Source organism: Mesorhizobium sp. B2-3-11 (genome assembly GCF_006442215.1).
Lineage (GTDB): Bacteria > Pseudomonadota > Alphaproteobacteria > Rhizobiales > Rhizobiaceae > Mesorhizobium > Mesorhizobium salmacidum.
This window is the reverse complement of record NZ_VFVS01000016.1, coordinates 1-19,800: the sequence shown is the minus strand read 5'-3', so window position 1 is coordinate 19,800 and position 19,800 is coordinate 1. Positions and strand designations below refer to the sequence as shown.

18 protein-coding genes and 1 tRNA gene are annotated in these 19,800 nt (G+C 62.1%); 13 read left to right on the top strand and 6 right to left on the bottom strand.

Annotated elements, in window-relative coordinates:
- Positions 1-223 precede the first annotated feature (223 nt).
- Both FJ960_RS20750 and FJ960_RS20745 read left to right on the top strand, forming a co-directional pair.
- Positions 224-901, top strand: coding sequence for a sugar transferase (locus FJ960_RS20750; RefSeq protein ID WP_140506659.1), 678 nt, complete (start codon positions 224-226; stop codon positions 899-901).
- Positions 902-986: 85 nt separating this feature from the next.
- Positions 987-2,243, top strand: a complete 1,257-nt coding sequence (locus FJ960_RS20745; RefSeq protein WP_181165857.1) for a polysaccharide biosynthesis/export family protein — start codon at positions 987-989, stop codon at positions 2,241-2,243.
- Between the two features lie 361 nt (positions 2,244-2,604).
- Here FJ960_RS20745 and FJ960_RS20740 read toward each other — a convergent pair whose 3' ends face one another.
- On the bottom strand, positions 2,605-3,903 hold the full coding sequence (locus tag FJ960_RS20740) for an O-antigen ligase (protein WP_140506663.1): 1,299 nt from the start codon (positions 3,901-3,903) through the stop codon (positions 2,605-2,607).
- Positions 3,904-4,226: 323 nt separating this feature from the next.
- Here FJ960_RS20740 and FJ960_RS20735 point away from each other — a divergent pair, with 323 nt between their 5' ends.
- The 3 genes from FJ960_RS20735 to FJ960_RS20725 all read left to right on the top strand — a co-directional run bounded on the left by FJ960_RS20735 (position 4,227) and on the right by FJ960_RS20725 (position 8,065).
- The gene (locus FJ960_RS20735) at positions 4,227-4,979 is read left to right on the top strand and encodes an SDR family NAD(P)-dependent oxidoreductase (protein ID WP_140506664.1); all 753 of its coding nucleotides are present in this window, start codon (positions 4,227-4,229) and stop codon (positions 4,977-4,979) included.
- Between the two features lie 229 nt (positions 4,980-5,208).
- The gene (locus tag FJ960_RS20730) at positions 5,209-6,549 is read left to right on the top strand and encodes a glucoamylase family protein (RefSeq protein WP_140506666.1); all 1,341 of its coding nucleotides are present in this window, start codon (positions 5,209-5,211) and stop codon (positions 6,547-6,549) included.
- Positions 6,539-8,065, top strand: coding sequence for a mercuric reductase (locus FJ960_RS20725; protein ID WP_140716430.1), 1,527 nt, complete (start codon positions 6,539-6,541; stop codon positions 8,063-8,065). Before FJ960_RS20730 ends, FJ960_RS20725 begins: the two co-directional genes overlap by 11 nt.
- A gap of 345 nt (positions 8,066-8,410) precedes the next feature.
- Here the strand turns inward: FJ960_RS20725 and FJ960_RS20720 are convergent, their stop codons facing one another.
- Together FJ960_RS20720 and FJ960_RS20715 are read right to left on the bottom strand one after the other, a co-directional pair.
- Positions 8,411-8,986 (bottom strand): DUF1349 domain-containing protein, encoded by a 576-nt coding sequence (locus FJ960_RS20720; RefSeq protein WP_140506670.1) that lies wholly within the window; start codon positions 8,984-8,986, stop codon positions 8,411-8,413.
- A gap of 64 nt (positions 8,987-9,050) precedes the next feature.
- Entirely contained in the window at positions 9,051-10,490 is a 1,440-nt protein-coding gene (locus tag FJ960_RS20715) for an aldehyde dehydrogenase family protein (RefSeq protein WP_140506672.1), read from the bottom strand.
- Positions 10,491-10,765: 275 nt separating this feature from the next.
- Between FJ960_RS20715 and FJ960_RS20710 the strand changes: the two genes are divergently transcribed.
- Entirely contained in the window at positions 10,766-11,425 is a 660-nt protein-coding gene (locus FJ960_RS20710; RefSeq protein ID WP_181165867.1) for a TetR/AcrR family transcriptional regulator, read from the top strand.
- Positions 11,426-11,498: 73 nt separating this feature from the next.
- Here the strand turns inward: FJ960_RS20710 and FJ960_RS20705 are convergent, their stop codons facing one another.
- On the bottom strand, positions 11,499-11,984 hold the full coding sequence (locus FJ960_RS20705) for a hypothetical protein (protein WP_140716428.1): 486 nt from the start codon (positions 11,982-11,984) through the stop codon (positions 11,499-11,501).
- A gap of 355 nt (positions 11,985-12,339) precedes the next feature.
- On the opposite strand from FJ960_RS20705, the gene FJ960_RS20700 reads away from it, so the two are divergent.
- From FJ960_RS20700 to FJ960_RS20685, 4 genes are all read left to right on the top strand, one after another.
- Positions 12,340-13,014: a GntR family transcriptional regulator gene (locus FJ960_RS20700; RefSeq protein WP_140506677.1), complete on the top strand. Its 675-nt coding sequence runs from the start codon at positions 12,340-12,342 to the stop codon at positions 13,012-13,014.
- A gap of 129 nt (positions 13,015-13,143) precedes the next feature.
- Entirely contained in the window at positions 13,144-13,893 is a 750-nt protein-coding gene (locus FJ960_RS20695) for a Crp/Fnr family transcriptional regulator (protein WP_348642363.1), read from the top strand.
- Between the two features lie 36 nt (positions 13,894-13,929).
- Positions 13,930-14,223 (top strand): hypothetical protein, encoded by a 294-nt coding sequence (locus tag FJ960_RS20690; protein WP_246672888.1) that lies wholly within the window; start codon positions 13,930-13,932, stop codon positions 14,221-14,223.
- A gap of 7 nt (positions 14,224-14,230) precedes the next feature.
- The gene (locus tag FJ960_RS20685) at positions 14,231-14,458 is read left to right on the top strand and encodes a hypothetical protein (RefSeq protein ID WP_140716426.1); all 228 of its coding nucleotides are present in this window, start codon (positions 14,231-14,233) and stop codon (positions 14,456-14,458) included.
- Between the two features lie 137 nt (positions 14,459-14,595).
- On the opposite strand, the gene FJ960_RS20680 is transcribed toward FJ960_RS20685, so the two are convergent.
- Positions 14,596-14,671: transfer RNA gene (locus FJ960_RS20680), tRNA-Ala, on the bottom strand.
- 172 nt (positions 14,672-14,843) lie between these two features.
- Positions 14,844-15,233 (bottom strand): TIGR02300 family protein, encoded by a 390-nt coding sequence (locus FJ960_RS20675; RefSeq protein ID WP_140716424.1) that lies wholly within the window; start codon positions 15,231-15,233, stop codon positions 14,844-14,846.
- Between the two features lie 206 nt (positions 15,234-15,439).
- On the opposite strand from FJ960_RS20675, the gene aroA reads away from it, so the two are divergent.
- From aroA to rpsA, 3 genes are all read left to right on the top strand, one after another.
- Entirely contained in the window at positions 15,440-16,798 is a 1,359-nt protein-coding gene (aroA, locus tag FJ960_RS20670) for a 3-phosphoshikimate 1-carboxyvinyltransferase (protein ID WP_140716422.1), read from the top strand.
- 272 nt (positions 16,799-17,070) lie between these two features.
- Positions 17,071-17,721, top strand: coding sequence for a (d)CMP kinase (gene cmk, locus FJ960_RS20660; protein ID WP_140716589.1), 651 nt, complete (start codon positions 17,071-17,073; stop codon positions 17,719-17,721).
- Positions 17,722-17,925: 204 nt separating this feature from the next.
- Complete coding sequence (gene rpsA, locus FJ960_RS20655; protein WP_027142834.1) at positions 17,926-19,623, top strand: 30S ribosomal protein S1; 1,698 nt, start codon at positions 17,926-17,928, stop codon at positions 19,621-19,623.
- Positions 19,624-19,800 lie beyond the last annotated feature (177 nt).

Below are 19,800 nucleotides of genomic sequence, written 5' to 3'. Positions count from 1 at the left end.
GACGCGTCGCCTAGGAATCGCCTCAAAAAAGTCCTGATTTTTTTATCCTTGCCCATTTATTGTCACAAATGTGCTAAAGATTTCGAAATTTGTGCAGGGCGAGCTTATTATTTAGTCAATTCATGACGCGACTATTTCAAGAGGGTTGGAAATTGTGTGTTGCGCTGCAGCATTTTTTTGGTATCGTGCGGTAAACCATTCGTTCAACGCATGGAGTTTCCGTATGAGGGATATTGCCAAGGCGGCCACGGCGGACTTTTCGCAGGCTGACACCGACTTTCCGCCGCCGATCGGCGGCCTCATCAAGCGGAGCTTCGACATCGCCGGCTCGCTGGCTGGGCTGATCGCGCTCAGCCCGCTGTTCATCATGATAGCGTTGCTCGTCAAGTTCTCCGATGGCGGGTCGATTTTCTACGGTCACCGCCGAATCGGGCGCGGCGGACGGCTGTTCTCCTGCCTCAAGTTCCGCACCATGGTGCCGAACGGCGACAAGGTGCTGACTGCCTATCTTGCGACCAATCCAGAGGCCAATGCGGAATGGATAGCGACCCGCAAGCTGAAGAACGACCCACGCGTCACCCGCGTCGGAGCGGTCCTGCGCAAGCTCAGCCTCGATGAGTTGCCGCAGATCATCAACATTCTCCAGGGCGACATGAGCCTGGTCGGGCCTCGCCCGGTGGTCCGTGACGAACTGGAAATCTACGGCAGCGCGGCCGTCTATTATCTGAAGTCCCGGCCCGGCCTGACCGGCCTGTGGCAGGTCAGCGGCCGCAACGACGTTTCCTATGACAGCCGCGTCGCGTTCGATCGCCACTATGTCGAGAACTGGTCGCTGTTCGAGGACGTTCGCATCATCATCAGGACCGTACCGGCCGTCTGGATGTCACGCGGCTCTTATTGATCGGCCGGCCTGACCCAGGCATCGGGCGGCAAGCTCATCGGGCGATGGGGCTAAAACGGATCGGAATGTTCAGTTGAAGATAGACATGTTGGAAGCCTTTGGCAGCGGCCCATTTTCCGGCCGCTCGCGGCTCGTGGCGACGTGCCTTGCGATGTCGCTCGCTTTCCCCCAGCTGGCCGCCGCCGACGATTACCGTCTGGGTTCCCAGGACAAGCTCACCATCCGCATTGCCGAATGGCAGACCGTCGAGAGCGCGTTCCGCGACTGGTCGTCGGTCAATGGCCAATACACGGTCGGTCCGGCCGGCACGTTGTCGGTGCCTTTCGTCGGCGAACTGCCGGCGGCCGGCAAGACCACGGCGGAGATCGCCGCGGCGATCGGCGAGGCGCTGCAGCACAAGCTCGCTTTGTCGGACAAGCCCGAAGCCTCGGTCGAAATGGCACAATTTCGGCCGTTTTACATTTCGGGCGAAGTGCAGAACCCCGGCCAATTTCCCTATGTGCCCGACCTTACGGTGCTGAAGGCGATCAGCGTCGCCGGCGGCATCAGGCGCAACGCCGACTACGGTCCCCAGCTCGGCAAGGACTTGGTCACAGCCAAGGGCAATTTCGATATTTCCGACGACCTGCGCGTGCGACTGATCGTCAAGCGCGCCCGCATCGACGCCGATATGGCTGGCAAGACGAGCTTCGAAGCGCCGAAGGAGGTCGAGGGCGATCCGCGCCTGCCGACCATCGTCAATGACGAGATGACGATCCTGACCGCCGACCAGAAGGCGCTGAAGCTGAAGCTCGAGGCGCTGGACGATCTCAAGGGTGTGCTGCAGGCCGAAATCGAATCGCTGCAGAAGAAGATCGTCAACCAGCAGAAGCAGGTCGACCTGGCGCAGCAACAGCTGACCAGCATCGGTCCGCTTGCCCAGAAGGGCCTGGTCGCCAATTCGAGACTTCTGGATTCTCAGCAGTCTGTCACCGACCTGCAGGGCAAGATCCTGGATTATGAGACGGCCATCCTCACCGCCAAGCAGGCTATCAGCAAGGCGACGCAGGACGCCATCGACGCCCAGAACACCTTGAGCTCGAAGCTTGCCGTCGACCGGCAGCAGACCGAAGCCGACCTGAACGAGGCCGCGCTGAAGGTGAATATGCAAAAAGGCCTGATAACCCAGGCCACGGATCCGGCGACGACGGCCGCCATCACCAACGACCAGCAGCCTAGCTTGCTCTATTCGCTGGTGCGCAATGTCGACGGCAAGACCAGCGAAATCGCCGCCAAGGAAGACACACCGGTGCTGCCTGGCGATGTGATCAAGATCAAGCTGGCACCGCTGGCCAGCCAGTAGGAAAGCGGAAGTTCGCGCGGCCGTCGCGTTCGATCCATAACGCAAAGACTTTGAACCTCCGCCTGGCCTGCCGGGCGGAGGTTTTTGCTGGCAGGATTTCCTTCACCGGGAAACCAGAACGGCTGTTGACGCGACACCGGGTGGAGAACCGTCTCACGTTCTTTTCCTGGAATGGCTCTGACCCGCTCCAGCTTTACCTAAAGCGCGTCGCGTCGAAACGGATTCATGCGGCGCGCTTTAGGCCGTTGCTTGATGCATGCCGTTGTCGCAAAACCGAGGTCACTTTTGCGCGACATGCATTAGCGCCGGACGGAAAGCCGCTACGCACTTTTCCTGGAACGGCTCTAGCGGCCCCTCATCATTACTCGGCCGCCGCGGGACGATGAGGCCAGGTTGCCTCTCCGCCCTTCGCATTCGCCGGCTCGATGGCGGGGGACCATCGCGTGCGGGTAACAGGCAGCCGCGCCAGCTTGAAGTAGCTGAAATACATCAGGAAGGAGCCCATGATGTAAGGGTTGAGGGTCTCGACTTCGACGAAGGAACGGATGAGCAGCAATACCATCACGCCGAAGAGAACCACCGATTCGGCTTGCCACCTCTTGAAGATCACCGCTGCGACATGGCCATAGAGCGTGCGCAGCAAGATCAGCGATATCAGCACCGCCCCGGTGAAGCCGAGTTCGACAAGGGCCTCGACATAGGTGTTGTGGAAGTGGAAGCCGGTACGGCTGGCGATGTAGAATTCGTTCCAAAGCCGCTCGGGTTCGGCAAAACCCTGCACCCAATAGGCGGCATAGCCGACGCCGAGAATCGGCGAGCGCTGCGCGGCGTCCCAGCCCTGCTCCCACAGATAGGTCCGCCCTGTGAGCGTCGAATCCTTGCCGAAGATACCAAGCACGAAATCCATGAGCCCGAGATTGAGGGCGACAATAGCCACCACGACGATCATGCCGGCGCCGATCAGGAAGATCACCCGGCGATAACGCCGCGACAAAAGCTTGCTCATCGCAAGGAGCGCAATAAGCGCCAGGACGGCCGGTATCGAGGCCATCGAGGTGGCGGAATGCGAGACGACCAGCACATAGGCCGACAAAAGCACGACTGGCACGGTCAGCATGAAGCTCAGCCGGCCACGCCGCAGAAAAGCAAGGAACACGACGGAGAAATAGATGCCGAGCGAGCCGACAAAACCGATCTGGTTCTTGGAGGCGAAGGCGCCGACGAAATTATAGGTGCCGTCGAGCACGTCCTCGGAATAGCCACCGACCTTCAGGGAATAGACCAGGACGAAGAATATGCCGACCAGGGCGCCTATCGTCAGGGTGCGCACGCTGACGGTGCGCGCCGCGACATAAGCGCAGGCGATATGCGAAAAATACTGGACCGCCGTTCTGGCGGTGACGCCGGGCGCCTGCGACCAGAACACGGAGAAGCAGACATAGGCCACGAAGAGCAGCGGCAGCCAGGCACTGGACAGTTGCCGCAGGAACCGGCGGTAGTCGACCAGGATGAGCGGAAGCCAGACGGCATAATAGGCCAGGATCAGCACCTGGCCGAAAATGACGGAATAGGAGAACGCCCAGATCGAGACGGCAACGGCAAAGCTGCCATAGACCGAATTCTTTTCGGGGTCGACGATCAGGGATTTGGGAATTTTCATCTAAAGGGTCCCGTCGACACGACCCGGGACCGGCAGGTCGCAAACCAGCCGGCATATCCGCAAACAAGGGCGTGCAAGAAACGGCGTCTCCATTGTGCAGTGCAATATAACCTATCGCACCCCATGCTCAATGGCAAATCCGGTCACCTTGTCTTACAGCGCGGCGATCGCCGAGAGATCACACCCCATAATCCGGCCGGTGTTGGCCCAGACGATCCGACCGCATACCGACTTGAACTCGGCTGGCGGTAATCTCACAATCTCGAATGGAAAGGCCATCACATAGATCGGCTTTCAGCCAGGATAGACAGGGAGGGGATCACATGCCGATGAATTTCGCGGGACGCTTCGCCGGCCGCGCGGCCGTGATTACCGGCGGCGCCTCGGGCATCGGCCTGGCGGTCGCGCAGAGGATCGTCGACGAAGGCGGGCGCGTCAGCGTCTGGGATCGCGATCCCGCACAGATCGAACAGGCGAAAGCCGTTATTCCCGGCCTGCATGGGGTGATGATGGACGTTGCGGATTCGGCAAGTGTGGAGGCCGCCGCACAATCGACTATCGAAGCCCTCGGCGGCGTCGACATACTGGTCACCAGCGCCGCCATCACCGGGCCGAACATGACGACCTGGTCCTATTCGGCCGAGGATTGGCAAATGGTCATCGACATCAACCTCAACGGCGTCTTCTACTGCAACAAGGCGTTGGTGCCGCACATGCTCGAGCGCAACTATGGCCGCATCGTCAACATCGCCTCGATCGCCGGCAAGGAAGGCAATCCCAACGCTTCCGCCTACAGCACGTCGAAGGCGGCGGTGATCGGCCTGACCAAGTCGCTCGGCAAGGAGCTCGCCAAGACCAAGGTGACGGTCAATTGCGTGACGCCGGCCGCCGTACGCACAGCGATCTTCAAGCAGATGAGCCAGGAGCACATCGACTTCATGCTGTCCAAGATACCGATGGCTCGCTTCGGCGAGGTCGAGGAGGTGGCGGCGCTGATCTCATGGATCGCCTCGGAGGAATGCTCGTTCACCACGGCCGCCGTGTTTGACGTTTCGGGCGGCCGCGCCACTTATTGAGCCGTATCGAGGCAGTTCCGAGTTGGCGCGAGCCAACTACAACTCCGCGTGACGAAGCAACGATTGGAGCTGGACAGGCTTATGGGAGCTGACGACCCAATGAACGTGCCATAACAGGGAAATGCCATGACACGACGAGAGAGCCCGGCAGGTGCGACGCCCCCCGGCCACCGTGCCGGTGATGTGCGATCAACGGGAGCCGCGATCATCATGTTGGAGTTTGCATCGTTTGCTTAGAGCAGATCCCGCCGCGCTGGCCGATGACGAGCTTCTGGACCGCTATCAACGCGCCGCCTTCGGCTATTTCCTGGAGAATGTGAACCCCGACAACGGGCTGGTCGCCGACACGTCGCGGCCCAATTCACCGTGCAGCATCGCCGTCGTCGGTTTCGCCCTGTCCTGCTATCCGATCGGCGTCGAACGTGGCTGGATAGCGCGCGACGCGGCTGCTAGGCTGACCCTTGCGGCGCTACGCTTCTTCCAGACCAGCACGCAAGGCAGCGGCCACGACGTCACCGGCCACAAAGGTTTTTACTACCACTTCCTCGACATGCGGACCGGTTTGCGCGTCTGGCGCTGCGAGCTGTCGATGGTCGACACCGCCTTGCTGATCGCCGGCATGCTGGTGGCGGGCGCCTATTTTTCCGGGAACAATGACGATGAGGCCGAAATCCGCCAACTGGCCGAGGCGCTCTACAGGCGCGTCGACTGGCGATGGGCGCAAGGCAGCAGCCCGACGCTCCGCCAGGGCTGGAAGGCCAGGAGCGGCTTTCTGCACTATGGCTGGGAAGGCTACAACGAGGCGACGATCCTCTATGTGCTGTCCATGGCCTCACCGGACCGCCCGAGTTCCGACGGCAGCTACGAGGCCTGGACGGCGACCTATCAATGGGAAAACATCTACGGCCACGACGTGCTCTATGGCGGGCCGCTGTTCATGCACCAGTTCTCACATGCCTGGATCGATTTCGCCGGCATCCGCGACGCTTTCATGCGCGAGAAGAATTCGGACTATTTCGAAAACAGCCGCCGCTCGACACACCTTCACCGCGATTACGCCCGGCACAATCCTTATGGCTTTGACGGCTATGGCGAGAACCTGTGGGGCCTTTCGGCAGGCGACGGACCAGGCGGCTTCCGCGCCAGCGTGCAGCGACGGCGCCACCGGTTTTCCGGTTATGCGGCGCGCGGCGCGCCTTTCGGTCCGGATGACGGCACGATCGCGCCATGGTCCTATCCGGCGTCGCTGCCTTTCGCGCCGGATATCTGCCTGGCGGCGCTACGTCACCTCGTCGATCGTTACCCGGACGTGATCGACAATTTCCGGCTGCCGAGCGGTTTCAACCCGACATTGGCCAACCGGCGAAAATTCGGCCGCAACGGCTGGGTGTCGGAAGGCCATTACGGACTGGACCAGGGTATTGCGGTGATGATGATCGAAAACCACCGTTCCGGCCTGATTTGGGAGCTCATGCGCTCCAATCCCCACATCCGTCGCGGCTTGGGCAAGGCTGGCTTCACCGGCGGGTGGCTGTCGCGGCCGGCAACCGGGGGGCGCGATGTCAGGTGAACCGACGAGAGCCGCCTTCCCCGTCGACCGCAACGACGTCGAACTGATCAGGGGCGCGCATCCTCCGCACTGGAAGAACCCGATCCCGAACGGCCCCTACAATCTCGTCGTCATCGGCGCCGGGCCGGCAGGGTTGACCGCCGCGCATGACGCGGCGAGCCTTGGAGCGAAGGTCGCGCTGATCGAGCGTGGACTGGTCGGCGGCGCCTGCGTCAATGTCGGCAGCATTCCGTCGAAGTCGATTATCCGCACGGCCAGGCTTTATGCCGACATGCGCGATGCCGAGAGTTTTGGCGGCGACCCCCCGGACCATCTTCGTGTCGATTTTCAACGGGCCATGACACGGATGCGGCAGATCCGGCAGCGGATCAGCCGTGCCGATTCCGCCGCGATCCTGGTTTCGGAAGGAATCGATCTCTATTTCGGCGAGGCGCGATTTGCCGGACGCGATACGGTCGCGGTCGCGGACAGCACGCTGTATTTCAAAAAGGCGCTGATTGCGACAGGCGCGCATCCCGCCTTCCCTGCCATTCCGGGGCTGGTCGAAGCCGGCTATCTCAGTAACGAGACGATGTTCGACCTTACGCAATGCCCGCCGCGGCTCCTCGTCATCGGCGGCGGCCCGCTTGGCTGCGAGACGGCGCAGGCCTTCTGCCTGCTCGGCGCGAAAGTCATCCTGGCGCAGAGCGATCCGATGTTCCTGCCCGGCGAGGAGCGCGACGCCGCTCAGATCCTTTCGGATGCGCTGGCGCGCGAGGGGGTGGAGGTGCGCCTGAACACCGAAGTGGTGGCGGTGCGCAGGGAAGGGGCAAACAAGCTCGCCGACCTGATGCGGGATGGCGACACGACGACGATTTCGGTGGACGAGATCATCACCGGCGTCGGCCGTTCACCCAATGTCGCGGGTCTCGACCTCGAAGAGGCTGGCGTGGCGTACGATGCCAGCGGAATTAAGGTGGATGATTATCTGCGAACCAGCAACCCGCACATCTACGCGGCGGGCGACGTCTGCCTCGACTACAAGTTCACCCACACCGCCGAGGCTACGGCGCGCATTGTCGTGCGCAATGCCTTGTTTCGCGGCCGCGAAAGGCTCAGTGAACTCGTCATTCCCTGGTGCACCTATACCGATCCGGAGATCGCCCATGTCGGTCTCTACCCCCTGGAGGCGCGCGGCAACGGCATTCCGGTCAAGACCTACACCGTGCTGATGCACGATGTCGCCCGTGCCGTGATGGACGGCGAGGAAGAAGGGTTCGTCAAGATCCATGTCAGGGAGGGGTCCGACCGCATCCTGGGGGCGACGGTCGTCGCCAGCCATGCCGGAGAGATGATCAACACGGTGACCCTCGCCATCCAATCGGGCGTGGGATTGCATGCGTTGGCCGATGTCATCCATCCCTTCCCGACACAGACGCAAGGCATCAAGATGGCGGGCGACGCCTACAGGCGGACACGGTTCACCTCCCTGCGCAGGCGCCTGGCGGCGCGCTGGCTGGCATGGTCCAGGCGATAACCCCAAAAACCATTGCGACAAGCTGATCGGCCTTTCGCCACGAGGTGCCGATCGATATCGCTCCCAATGGAATTCCCAACGTGCTGTCTGCCGAAGCCGCGACCGACAGCGTCTATCCGACGATCCCCGAGGCAACCGTGCGGACGCTGCCGGATTGCCTGGTGTGGAGCTCGTCGAAAATCCCGAAAGGAGCGACCGGATGCTGCTCGATTCGTGGCGCCTCCTTGCAAACGACCTCGGCATCCGGCCGGTCGGCCTGCCCAAGCTGGAAATCCTACACGTCCCGTGGTGGGGCGGCCGCCCGCCGAAGCTCCTCGTGCAGAGGCTCCAGATAGTTTGCGGGCGTCAGTCGTGCAGGTCCCGCGCAATCGGTGGGCCGACCGAAAATCCGGAGAACGTGACCTCGAAACCTTCACGCTGGGGCGAACAGCACATCATGCCGACATCGACCATCTTCGAGATCGGGAAATAGGCGAGCCGCACCGGCTTCCAATGACCGTCGGAAGCGTCGAGATACTGGACACGGATCGCTTCGCCGTGGCGGGTCAGGCGGATCCTGACGCCGTCCGGGCCAGCGGCGATGGCCACCAGCGACCAGTCCGAGGTGTCGTTGGTGACAACGACCGAGACATAGGCAAGGCCGTCGGTGTATTCGATGCCGGCCTTGATCCAGTGTGTTTCGCTCAGCCGGACCATCAGCCCGGCCTGGTCGTAAAGCACCTTGTAGTCGCCCTTGACGGTGACCTCGGCGGTGAAGTCGCCCTCGACCCGCCCAGACAGGAAGTGGCCGTTGTCGCGCCAGAAACCATAGAAGGTCTCGCGCCAGAAATCGGTCTCCTTACCGGTGCGCACACGCACGCCATCACCTTCGATGGCGTGATGCGGCGGCGGGTTGAGCCAGGTCAGGTCCTGCAACGTCATCGCTTGCACCGGTCCGGTTTCTGGTGAGGTGACGGTTCGCCGGCCGGTCAGCCGGCGCGCCAACTCATCCCGCGAACGTATAAGCGGTCTTTACCGTGGTGTAGAACTCCATGGCATAGCGGCCCTGTTCGCGCGGGCCGAAGCTCGAGCCCTTGCGCCCGCCGAAGGGAACGTGGAAGTCCACACCCGCCGTCGGCAGGTTGACCATCACCATGCCGGCTTCGGAGTTGCGTTTGAAATGCGTGGCGTGCTTGAGGCTCGTGGTGCAGATGCCCGAGGTCAGCCCGAACGGCGTGTCGTTGGCGACGGCAAGTGCCTCGTCATAGTCCTGGACGCGGATGACGCTGGCGACGGGGCCGAAAATCTCCTCGCGCGAACTGCGCATTGCATTGGTGGCCTCGGTCAGCAGCGCCGGCTTGAGATAGAAACCCGGCGTCTTGCGGTCGAGCCGCTCGCCGCCGAAGGCAAGCGTGGCGCCTTCCCGGACACCGATGGCGATATAGTCCTCGTCCTGCTTGAGCTGGGTCGCGTCGACAACCGGGCCGATCTGGGTCTGCGCGTCGAGCGCATCGCCGATCACCAGCTTTTCCATGCGCTCCTTGAGCGCGTCGACGAAACGGTCGTGGATGCCGTTGGTGACGATCAAACGCGACGAGGCCGTGCAGCGCTGGCCGGTCGAGAAGAAGGCGCCGTTCAGCGCGCAATCGACGGCGACCGCCAAATCGGCATCGTCGAGCACGACCAGCGGGTTCTTGCCGCCCATTTCGAGCTGGAACTTGCGCATGTGCTCGACACTTGCCGCGGCAACGCGCTTGCCGGTTCCCACCGAGCCGGTGAAGGAGATGGCGTTGACGTCGGGGCTGTCGAGCATTGCCTGGCCGACCACCGAGCCCTTGCCCATGACGAGGTTCAGCACGCCCTTGGGCAGGCCGGCGCGATGCAGGATGTCGACGATGGACCAGGCGCTCTCGGGAACGAGTTCGGCCGGCTTGAAGACGATGGTGTTGCCGTGAGCCAGCGCCGGAGCGATCTTCCAGGCGGGAATGGCGATGGGGAAATTCCACGGCGTGATGATGCCGACCACGCCGACCGCTTCGCGCGTGATCTCGACGCCGACGCCCGGCCGCACGCTTGGCACCACCTCTCCCGACAGGCGCAATGTTTCGCCGGCAAAGAAATCGAATATCTGGGCGGCGCGAATGGTCTCGCCAATGCCCTCGGCCAGCGTCTTGCCTTCCTCGCGCGCAAGATTGCGGCCGAGTTCGTCCTTGCGCGCCATGATCTCGTCGGCCGCCTTTTTCAGCACTGCATGACGGGCCAGCGGACCGGAGCGCGACCACGCCGGAAACGCCGCCTTGGCCGCCGCTATCGCCTGGCTCGCCTGTTCGACGCCCGCCGAGGCATATTCGCCGACGACGTCGCCCGTATCCGAAGGATTGATGTTGCGGGACCCGGCATCGCCGACCCATTCGCCATCGATGAGGTTCTTTCGAAACGCTGTCATGTCCTTGCCTTCCTGCTTGCTGGCCGCGCGGCCGCATCTGTCTGAAGGGGTATTTGCCAGACAATTGCGTTGCGGGAAAGCACGCACTGGGCTGGAAGGCCGCGACAAAAGTCCCCGGCCCATGCTCATGCCTTCGGTGCAGCGGCGACAGTGCCGCGTCGACAACCAATCCGGCTAACATCGGTGGATAGCGCTCCGGGTCAAGGTCGAATTGCCCTGTACAGATATGTCCACGACCTTGATTTGCCCGATGCGGCGTGTCAAGCGTCGTGCTGATGGCAGCACCCGAGACGACGATCCAGCGTGCCGGCGCCACCGGCAACATCAAGGCCACTCGGGACGACTGGCTGAAGCTCGCGCTTGAAACCCTGATCTCGGATGGCGTCGAACGCGTCCGTGTGCTGACGCTAGGCCAGCAGCTCGACGTCTCGCGCTCGAGCTTCTATTGGTATTTCAAGAGCCGCCAGGACCTGCTCGACCAGTTGCTGGACCACTGGCGACAGACCAATACCCGATTCATCGTCGAGCGCGCCCAACGCCCTTCCGCGACTGTCATTCGCGGGGTGATGAGCATTTTCGAATGCTGGGTGGACGAAAAGCTGTTCGACCCCCGGCTGGATTTCGCGATCCGGGCCTGGGCGCGCCGCTCCCCGACCATCCGGCGTGCGCTCGATGAGGCCGACGAAGAACGCGTCAATGCCATACGCGACATGTTCATGCGTCATGGCTATGAGGGGGAAGACGCGTTCGTGCGCGCGCGCGTGCTCTATTTCATGCAGATCGGCTACTATTCGCTGGAACTCAACGAGCCGATGAGCAGCCGCCTGCCGCATGTTGCCGCCTATCTGCGCAGCTTCACCGGCCGGGAGCCCTCGCCCCAGGATATCGAGGACTTCTCGCGCTACGTCGAGAAGACCGTCTCCCGCACCCGGTAGCCGTCCCCTGAAAGCAAGCTGCGCATCGATGTCGGCAACATCGCCGCCGAAAATTAGCCAGCGCTGATCATGCTCAAAGCGTAAACGACCAGAACAGGCAGGCCAGCGTGGCGGCGGCAAAGATCACGAAGAACAGGCTGCGCAGCAGCACGTTGCGGCGCAACTCGTTCATGACGAAATGACAGCCGATGATCGCGGCCGCAAACAGGAAGCGCCAGTTCAACACCGCCCACAAGATATCCCGCTGACCGAAAGCCCACCTGGCGACGAGGCAGCCAAGGATGGCCGCGAACAGCATGATGACGGTCCAGAAGACCGCGTCCGCGGCGTTGGTCAGGACAATGCTGGCTGCCCTGATCGGCAGGATCATCATCAGCAGGACGCTGAAGAAATAGACGGCTGCAAGTGGAATGAACGTGCCGGCGTCGGCGATGCCGTCTAGCCGTCTCACACCGATCGCGCCATAGGGATAGCCGTGCCTTGCCACCGCCAGGCTCAGCGCCATGAGCAAGGCGGTCAGCACCGCGACCAGTGCGAAGGATGTGAGGGCTTTGCTCATGATGTTCCTGTCCCGGGCGAATCAGACAGGAACTGATGTAGCCGATGGTCGTAAATTGCGGGTAAGCTTTCACCCGGGATAACCGACAGGGGCGAAGCCACTTAGCTCGACGGTGCCGCTCGTCCCGGCCGCCGGTGATAAATCAGCTCCAGGCGTGCAGCGGCGGATTTTCGCCGTTGAGGAAATATTTGCCGAGGATCTAATGTTTCCAGCGCACCGGATCGTGCAGCGTGTGCGTGCGGGCGCTGCGCCAGCGTCGAGCGTGCCGGCCAGTCCGCGTCGACCGAGGCTCCCATTCCGATTTACATTCTAATATAATCTGACCATTCCCGGTGAACGAAGCTATGGATTTGCCATGGACCTGGACCCTTCGACCCTCAATCGGGCGCTGCCGCTCCGCGATCAGATCTATCAGAAGATCCGCAACCTGATCGTCGTCGGACAGATGAAGCCGGGGGAAGTGATCAACGAGGTGGCCATCGCGGAGGCGCTCGGCGTTTCGCGCACGCCGGTGCGGGAAGCGGTCAAGCGCATCAGCGACGAAGGCCTGGTCAAGATCCTCGCGCAGACCGGCACCTATGTCGCGCCGATCAGCCGCGCCGATCTCGAGGAAGCCTATATCATCCGCCGGACCCTGGAGATGGAGAGCGCCAGGCGCGCGGCCGTCAAGCTCACGCCGGCATCCGCCGAACTGCTGGAGGACAATATGGCGGCGCACAGGCTTGCCATATCGCGCGGCAGATACGCGACCGCGATCCAGCTCGACGATGTCTTCCATCGCACTATTGCCGAAATCTGCGGCCTGCCGATGATCTGGCGGGCGGTCGACATCTCGAAGGCGCAGATGGACCGCGGCCGTTACCTCGCCATTCCAAAGCCCGGCTATGGCGAACAGACGATCGAGCAGCACGAAGCCATTCTCGACGCCCTGAAGCGACACGATGCCGAGGGCGCGGCACAGGCGATGGAAAACCACCTCGAGACGTCGTTCCGCAACACGCTCGAAGTCGCCGCCGACCTTCTCGGCTGAAAACCCGCGACCGGAAGCGATCGTCGCAGGAAGAATGGTCTTAGGGTGGCCTCGCCCGACGCGGGGCGCAATCATTTGCCAAGCCCGCCTATGGGGCGTAGACTTGACCATCGGCCGCCATTTATCCGGATGCAGCCGACAGTGAGAGGTACGTGCTCTTGCCCGTCAGGGAGAAGAGCCATGCCTCAATCGACTTTTCGCAACCGTGTTTTGAATACCCTCACGCCTGAGGATTTCGCGCTTTTACGGCCATCGATGCATCACGTCGAACTGGCCATCAAAGCCCGGCTGGAGATCGCATATCAGCCGATCGAGCATGTATATTTCCCCGAGACCGGTATCGCATCGGTGGTCGCCGCCATGACCGGAGGGCGGCAAAGCGAAGTCGGCCTGATCGGCTATGACGGCATGACGGGCATTGCGGTCGTCCTCGGCCAGGACAGGTCTCCCAATGAAACCTATATCCAGGTCGCCAGCAAAGGCTGGTCCCTGCCGGTTGAACCGCTTCGCATGGCGATCGCCGGCAGCCAGACCCTTCGCCCGTCACTGCTTCGCTACGCCCACGAATTCCTGATCCAGTCTTCGCGAACGGCGCTGGTCAATGGCCACTCGAAAATCGAGGAACGGCTGGCCCGCTGGTTGCTTATGGTCAACGACCGCGCCGAAGGAGATATCATCTATCTGACGCATGAATTTCTGGCGACCATGCTTGGTTCCCGACGCCCCGGCGTTACCACGGCTCTCCAGATGCTTGAATATCGAGGGCTTGTTCACGCCAAGCGCGGCGAGATCACGATTGTCGACCGCACCGGAATGATAAAACTCACGCACGGCGCATATGGCGAGGAGGAGCAGCGTCACTTCGGCATCGCCGGCTGACTGTCCGGAATCGGACATAGGCTTGAAGACCGCCGCATGTTGGTCGAAAGTCGTATTGGCTTGGATTTCAGGGAGGCATTCTTGATGACCAATACGTTTCACACCATCACGGTGGAAGGAGCGGCCGAAGCCTATGTCCTTTCCAGGGGCAAGGCCCGCTTTCTCTCCATTGCACAAGCAATCCGCGCCATACGAACACTTATGCCGAAATGCAAGGCCACCGATCACGAATTGGAGCAGATGCTGGCGGCGGCCTGCATCGCTCACATGGTGCCCGTCGCCTTCGACGCGGCAGAGCCAGACGGCTCAGCACCGCGTCTCCATTCGTAGACCCGAGATGTCTGTGCTGGCGCAGAGGACTGTTTCCACGGAGCTTCGCCAGGCGATTGTCCGCTACCTGATCGACAATGTTGACAGCCCCTGCGTTTCGCTATCCGAAATTATCCGCGCCGTAAGAAACATGTTTCCGCTTTGCGAGCTCACGGATTGGGAACTTGGCGACCACATAGCGCGAAGCGCGATAGATGCGGGATTTGCCATCGAATTCGACGCCGACGTTCCGTGACCGTTCGAGCTCGGTCGCCCCTGATTTGTTGAATGAGGGGGGCATCCGGATGCGCAGCCCAAGTCAGACGTCACCGCGAAGCTGGAGACGTCACGCCAGATCAGTACACTTCAAAGGGTTGTCCTAAATAGACTGTTTGGTGGAGCCAATCGGGATCGAACCGACGACCTCTTGAATGCCATTCAAGCGCTCTCCCAACTGAGCTATGGCCCCACTCCCGGCAGTCAGCCGGCGCCGTTTCCGGCGAGAGATCGGCGCGGGTTGGAAGACCGTGCCGTTAGTGCAGGCGGCTTCTAACCCCGCCTTTCCCAGATATCAAGCCTTCATCGGCGGCTTTTTCTTCACAGGCGGTGAAAGCCGGCAAAGGCTCGCGTTCGAGACCTTGTCAGACCTCGTCATCGTCGTCGCCGACGCCGATCATGTCGGAAACGTCGTCTTCTTCTTCCTCTTCGTCGGCGAGGAAGGTGTCATCCTCGTCGTCGCCGAGGTCGACGTCATCCTCGTCGTCGCCGAGATCGGGAAGATCGTCGCTCTTGGTATCGTCTTCCGCCTCTTCGAGCGAGACGACCTCGACACCCTCTTCGTCCTCGGCGTCCACTTCCTTCTCGGCCACTTCCTCCTCCTCCTCGACGGCGGCGATCTTGCCTTCATCGAAATAGGAACGTGGATAGCTCTTGCCGGTATAGGGCGAGACGATCGGGTCCTTGTTCAGGTCGTAGAATTTCCGGCCCGTTTCAGGGTCGATACGTTTTGTGCCAAGTTCGGTTTTTACCACGGCCAAGCCTCGTCAATAAAAGAGTGGTCCCCTTAACCACAGTTTGCAGCGCTGTCAAAGCGAAAAGCCGGCGTCACAAAACCAAGCATTGAAAGGCCTCGCGCCAAGTGATGACCATGGGGATGACCATTTCGCCTCGCCGTGATACGAGACCGCCGCAACAAATGAAAAGCGCCGGTCAGCCGGCATCCGTCCAGGGAAATTCCATGTCTCACGCCGCCGCTGCCAAGCCGGCCATCGCCCGCAAGTCACCAGCCCTTTCCGGCACGGCCCGCGTGCCGGGCGACAAGTCGATCTCGCACCGCTCCTTCATGTTCGGAGGGCTCGCCTCCGGCGAAACCCGCATCACCGGCCTGCTCGAAGGCGAGGACGTGATGCGCACGGGGGCGGCCATGAAGGCGATGGGCGCGCATATAGAGAAGCACGGCGCCGAATGGGTGATCCGCGGTACCGGCAACGGGGCGCTGCTGCAGCCGGAAGGACCGCTCGACTTCGGCAATGCCGGCACCGGCTCGCGGCTGACCATGGGCTTAGTCGGCACCTACGACATGGAGACGACCTTCATCGGCGATGCTTCGCTATCCGGCCGGCCGATGGGGCGCGTGCTTGAACCCTTGCGCCAGATGGGCGTGCAGGTGCTCAAAGCCACGCCCGGCGACCGCATGCCGATCACGCTGCATGGCCCAAAACACGCCGCACCGATCACCTACCGCGTGCCGATGGCCTCGGCGCAGGTGAAGTCGGCGGTGCTGCTGGCCGGGCTGAACACGCCAGGCATCACCACGGTGATCGAACCTGTGATGACGCGCGACCATACCGAAAAGATGCTGAAAGGCTTTGGCGCCAACCTGTCGGTCGAGACCGACGAGCGCGGCGTGCGCCACATCTTCATCGAAGGCCAGGGCAAGCTGACCGGCCAGACCATCGCGGTGCCGGGCGACCCTTCATCGGCGGGTTTCCCGCTGGTGGCGGCGCTGATCGTACCGGGCTCGGACATCACGATCGAAAATGTGCTGATGAACCCGACCCGCACCGGCCTGCTTTTCACGCTGCAGGAGATGGGCGGCCAGATCGACATCTTGAACCCGCGCAATGCCGGCGGCGAGGACGTCGCCGACCTGCGCGTGCGCTACTCCGAACTGAAAGGCGTCACCGTGCCTCCCGAGCGGGCGCCGTCGATGATCGACGAGTATCCGGTGCTGGCCGTTGCCGCCAGCTTTGCCGAGGGCGAGACGCTGATGCAGGGGCTGGAAGAACTGCGGGTGAAGGAGTCCGACCGGCTCTCGGCCGTGGCCACCGGGTTGAAGCTCAACGGCGTCGACTGCACCGAGAGCGAAGCTTCGCTTGCCGTGCGCGGCAAGCCGGGCGGCAAGGGTCTGGGCGGTCATCCCAACGGGCGGGACACGACCGTTGAGACCCATCTCGACCACCGCATCGCCATGAGCTTTCTGGTGATGGGACTGGCGACGGAGAAGCCGGTGACGATCGACGACCAGGCGATGATCGCGACGAGCTTTCCGGAGTTCATGGGGTTGATGAAGGGACTTGGCGCGAAGATTGAGTGACAAGTGGCAATCGCAAACCTTGGAGATTGGCTGGGAACATCCCGTGCTTCGTCATCCTGGGGCGAAGCAAGGAGCGCAGCGACGCGGCGCAGACCCCAGGATCCATGCCATGACCTCAACGCGCCGCGACGGTGCAAAATTCTGATCCGCAGCGTTCTTTGGCTGAAGTCACGGCATGGATCCCAGGGTCTTCGCTCCGCTTCGCGTTCGCTACGCCCTAGGATGACGAAGTCGCAGGGGCCTTTTTCCATGCGTAAGGCGTCTGCATGCCAATGACCCACACCTTCACCATCGCCATCGACGGCCCCGCCGGTGCCGGCAAGGGCACGCTGGCGCGGCGGCTGGCCGACCACTACCGGCTGAACCTGCTCGACACCGGACTGACCTACCGCGCCGTCGCCTATGCGCTACTTCAACACGCACTGCCGCTCGACAATGTCTCGGCGGCCGAGACAGCGGCGCGCCAGGTCGACCTGGCAAAACTCGACCGGGCGGTGCTGTCGGCGCATGCGGTTGGCGAAGCGGCTTCGAAGATCGCGGTTTTCCCGACCGTGCGCCGCATCCTGGTCGAAAAGCAGCGCGACTTCGCCAGGACGCCGCCGGGTGCGGTGCTTGACGGCCGCGACATCGGCACCGTCGTATGCCCCGACGCCGACATAAAGCTCTACGTGACGGCCAGCGCCGAAGTGCGGGCACAACGGCGGCTGGCCGAGATCGAAAGCATCGGCGGCACGGCCAATTTCGCCGAAATCCTTGCCGATATCCAACGCCGCGACGAGCGCGACATGGGCCGAACCGACTCGCCCTTGAAGCCGGCCGCCGACGCGCACTTGCTTGATACCAGCGAAATGGCTATAGAAGCCGCGTTTCTCGCGGCCATGTCTGTCATCGACGACGTGCTGGCCAAGAGAAACAAGGCCTGATCCGGGTTTTCATGCTGCTTCCGATTGCCGGAGGCGAAGAAAATACCCATATCGGGCACGAACCAGCCTGCCAGCATTCTTCATGCGCCGGAATTGCCGCTCAAAAGCGGCCAAGGGCTTTTAGCCCGGAACGCCGGCAGGCCAACGCAACGCTAACCCACGGCGCCCGTCCCGCTTGAGATGCGGGGCACTCCAGGAGAAACAATGTCAACTGCAAATCCCACTCGCGATGATTTCGCGAGCCTGCTCGAAGAATCATTCACCGCCGGCCACTCCGGCGAAGGTCAGGTCGTCAAGGGCACGATCACCGCGATCGAAAAGGACATGGCCATCATCGACGTCGGCCTCAAGGTCGAAGGCCGCGTGCCGCTGAAGGAATTCGGCGTCAAGGGCAAGGACACCACTCTCAAGGTCGGTGACACCGTCGAAGTTTATGTCGAGCGCATCGAGAACGCGCTTGGCGAAGCGATGCTTTCGCGTGAGAAGGCCCGCCGCGAAGAGAGCTGGGTCCGTCTCGAAGAGAAGTTCACCAAGGGTGAGCGCGTCGAAGGCGTCATCTTCAATCAGGTCAAGGGCGGCTTCACCGTCGACCTCGACGGCGCCGTGGCCTTCCTGCCGCGCAGCCAGGTCGATATCCGCCCGATCCGTGACGTTTCCCCGCTGATGCACAACCCGCAGCCCTTCGAGATCCTCAAGATGGATCGCCGCCGCGGCAACATCGTGGTGTCGCGCCGTACCGTGCTCGAGGAGAGCCGCGCCGAACAGCGTTCGGAGATCGTGCAGAACCTCGAAGAAGGCCAGGTTGTCGAGGGTGTCGTCAAGAACATCACCGACTACGGTGCGTTCGTCGACCTCGGCGGCATCGATGGACTGCTGCACGTCACCGACATGGCCTGGCGCCGCGTCAACCATCCGACCGAAATCCTCAACATCGGTCAGACGGTCAAGGTGCAGATCATCCGCATCAACCAGGAAACCCACCGTATCTCGCTCGGCATGAAGCAGCTCGAGAGCGACCCGTGGTCCGAGATCGGCACCAAGTTCCCGATCGGCAAGAAGATCAAGGGCACCGTCACCAACATCACCGACTACGGCGCGTTCGTCGAGCTGGAGCCGGGCATCGAGGGTCTCATCCACGTTTCGGAAATGTCGTGGACGAAGAAGAACGTGCACCCCGGCAAGATCCTGTCGACGACGCAGGAAGTCGATGTGGTGGTGCTCGAGGTCGACCCGGCCAAGCGCCGCATCTCGCTCGGCCTCAAGCAGACGCTGGAGAATCCGTGGCAGGCTTTCGCCTCGAGCCATCCGGTCGGCAGCCAGGTCGAGGGCGAGGTCAAGAACAAGACCGAGTTCGGCCTGTTCATCGGCCTCGAAGGCGACGTGGACGGCATGGTGCACCTCTCCGATCTCGACTGGACCCGTCCGGGCGAGCAGGTCATCGAGGAGTACAATCGCGGCGACATGGTCAAGGCGCAGGTGCTCGACGTCGACATCGACAAGGAGCGCATCTCGCTCGGCATCAAGCAGCTGGCCAAGGACACGGTCGGCGAAGCAGCGACGAGCGGAGAACTGCGCAAGAACGCGGTCGTCACCTGCGAAGTCATCGGCGTCAAGGATGGCGGTCTGGAAGTGCGGCTGGTCGACAGTGGCATCGAGACCTTCATCAAGCGCTCCGACCTCAGCCGCGATCGCGACGAGCAGCGCCCCGAGCGCTTCACCGTCGGCCAGAAGGTCGACGCCCGCGTCATCGCCTTCGACAAGAAGACCCGCAAGCTGCAGGTCTCGATCAAGGCGCTGGAAATCGCCGAAGAGAAGGAAGCGGTCGCCCAGTACGGCTCGACCGACTCCGGCGCTTCGCTGGGCGATATCCTGGGTGCCGCGCTGAAGAAGCAGGGCAGCTAAGCTCTTCTCGCAGCCTTGAAAACAAAACCCCGCCGGATCGCTCCGGCGGGGTTTTTCTTTGACGAATGCTGTCGGAGGCCGGCTGCAGCATGTCGCGGCGACTAGAGTCTTTCATGTTTTGACGGAAGCGTATCCGGCGTTTTCGAAGTAGTTCTTGCATTCGGCTGCCTCGATGGT

What these genes read in the sequence shown, in the direction of transcription:
- FJ960_RS20750 (WP_140506659.1), top strand. Translation starts at nt 224, where the DNA reads ATGAGGGATATTGCCAAGGCGGCCACGGCGGACTTTTCGCAGGCTGAC.
- FJ960_RS20745 (WP_181165857.1), top strand. Translation starts at nt 987, where the DNA reads ATGTTGGAAGCCTTTGGCAGCGGCCCATTTTCCGGCCGCTCGCGGCTC.
- FJ960_RS20740 (WP_140506663.1), bottom strand. Translation starts at nt 3,903, where the DNA reads ATGAAAATTCCCAAATCCCTGATCGTCGACCCCGAAAAGAATTCGGTC.
- FJ960_RS20735 (WP_140506664.1), top strand. Translation starts at nt 4,227, where the DNA reads ATGCCGATGAATTTCGCGGGACGCTTCGCCGGCCGCGCGGCCGTGATT.
- FJ960_RS20725 (WP_140716430.1), top strand. Translation starts at nt 6,539, where the DNA reads ATGTCAGGTGAACCGACGAGAGCCGCCTTCCCCGTCGACCGCAACGAC.
- FJ960_RS20720 (WP_140506670.1), bottom strand. Translation starts at nt 8,986, where the DNA reads ATGACGTTGCAGGACCTGACCTGGCTCAACCCGCCGCCGCATCACGCC.
- FJ960_RS20715 (WP_140506672.1), bottom strand. Translation starts at nt 10,490, where the DNA reads ATGACAGCGTTTCGAAAGAACCTCATCGATGGCGAATGGGTCGGCGAT.
- FJ960_RS20710 (WP_181165867.1), top strand. Translation starts at nt 10,766, where the DNA reads ATGGCAGCACCCGAGACGACGATCCAGCGTGCCGGCGCCACCGGCAAC.
- FJ960_RS20705 (WP_140716428.1), bottom strand. Translation starts at nt 11,984, where the DNA reads ATGAGCAAAGCCCTCACATCCTTCGCACTGGTCGCGGTGCTGACCGCC.
- FJ960_RS20700 (WP_140506677.1), top strand. Translation starts at nt 12,340, where the DNA reads ATGGACCTGGACCCTTCGACCCTCAATCGGGCGCTGCCGCTCCGCGAT.
- FJ960_RS20695 (WP_348642363.1), top strand. Translation starts at nt 13,144, where the DNA reads ATGCAGCCGACAGTGAGAGGTACGTGCTCTTGCCCGTCAGGGAGAAGA.
- FJ960_RS20690 (WP_246672888.1), top strand. Translation starts at nt 13,930, where the DNA reads ATGTTGGTCGAAAGTCGTATTGGCTTGGATTTCAGGGAGGCATTCTTG.
- FJ960_RS20685 (WP_140716426.1), top strand. Translation starts at nt 14,231, where the DNA reads ATGTCTGTGCTGGCGCAGAGGACTGTTTCCACGGAGCTTCGCCAGGCG.
- aroA (WP_140716422.1), top strand. Translation starts at nt 15,440, where the DNA reads ATGTCTCACGCCGCCGCTGCCAAGCCGGCCATCGCCCGCAAGTCACCA.
- cmk (WP_140716589.1), top strand. Translation starts at nt 17,071, where the DNA reads ATGACCCACACCTTCACCATCGCCATCGACGGCCCCGCCGGTGCCGGC.
- rpsA (WP_027142834.1), top strand. Translation starts at nt 17,926, where the DNA reads ATGTCAACTGCAAATCCCACTCGCGATGATTTCGCGAGCCTGCTCGAA.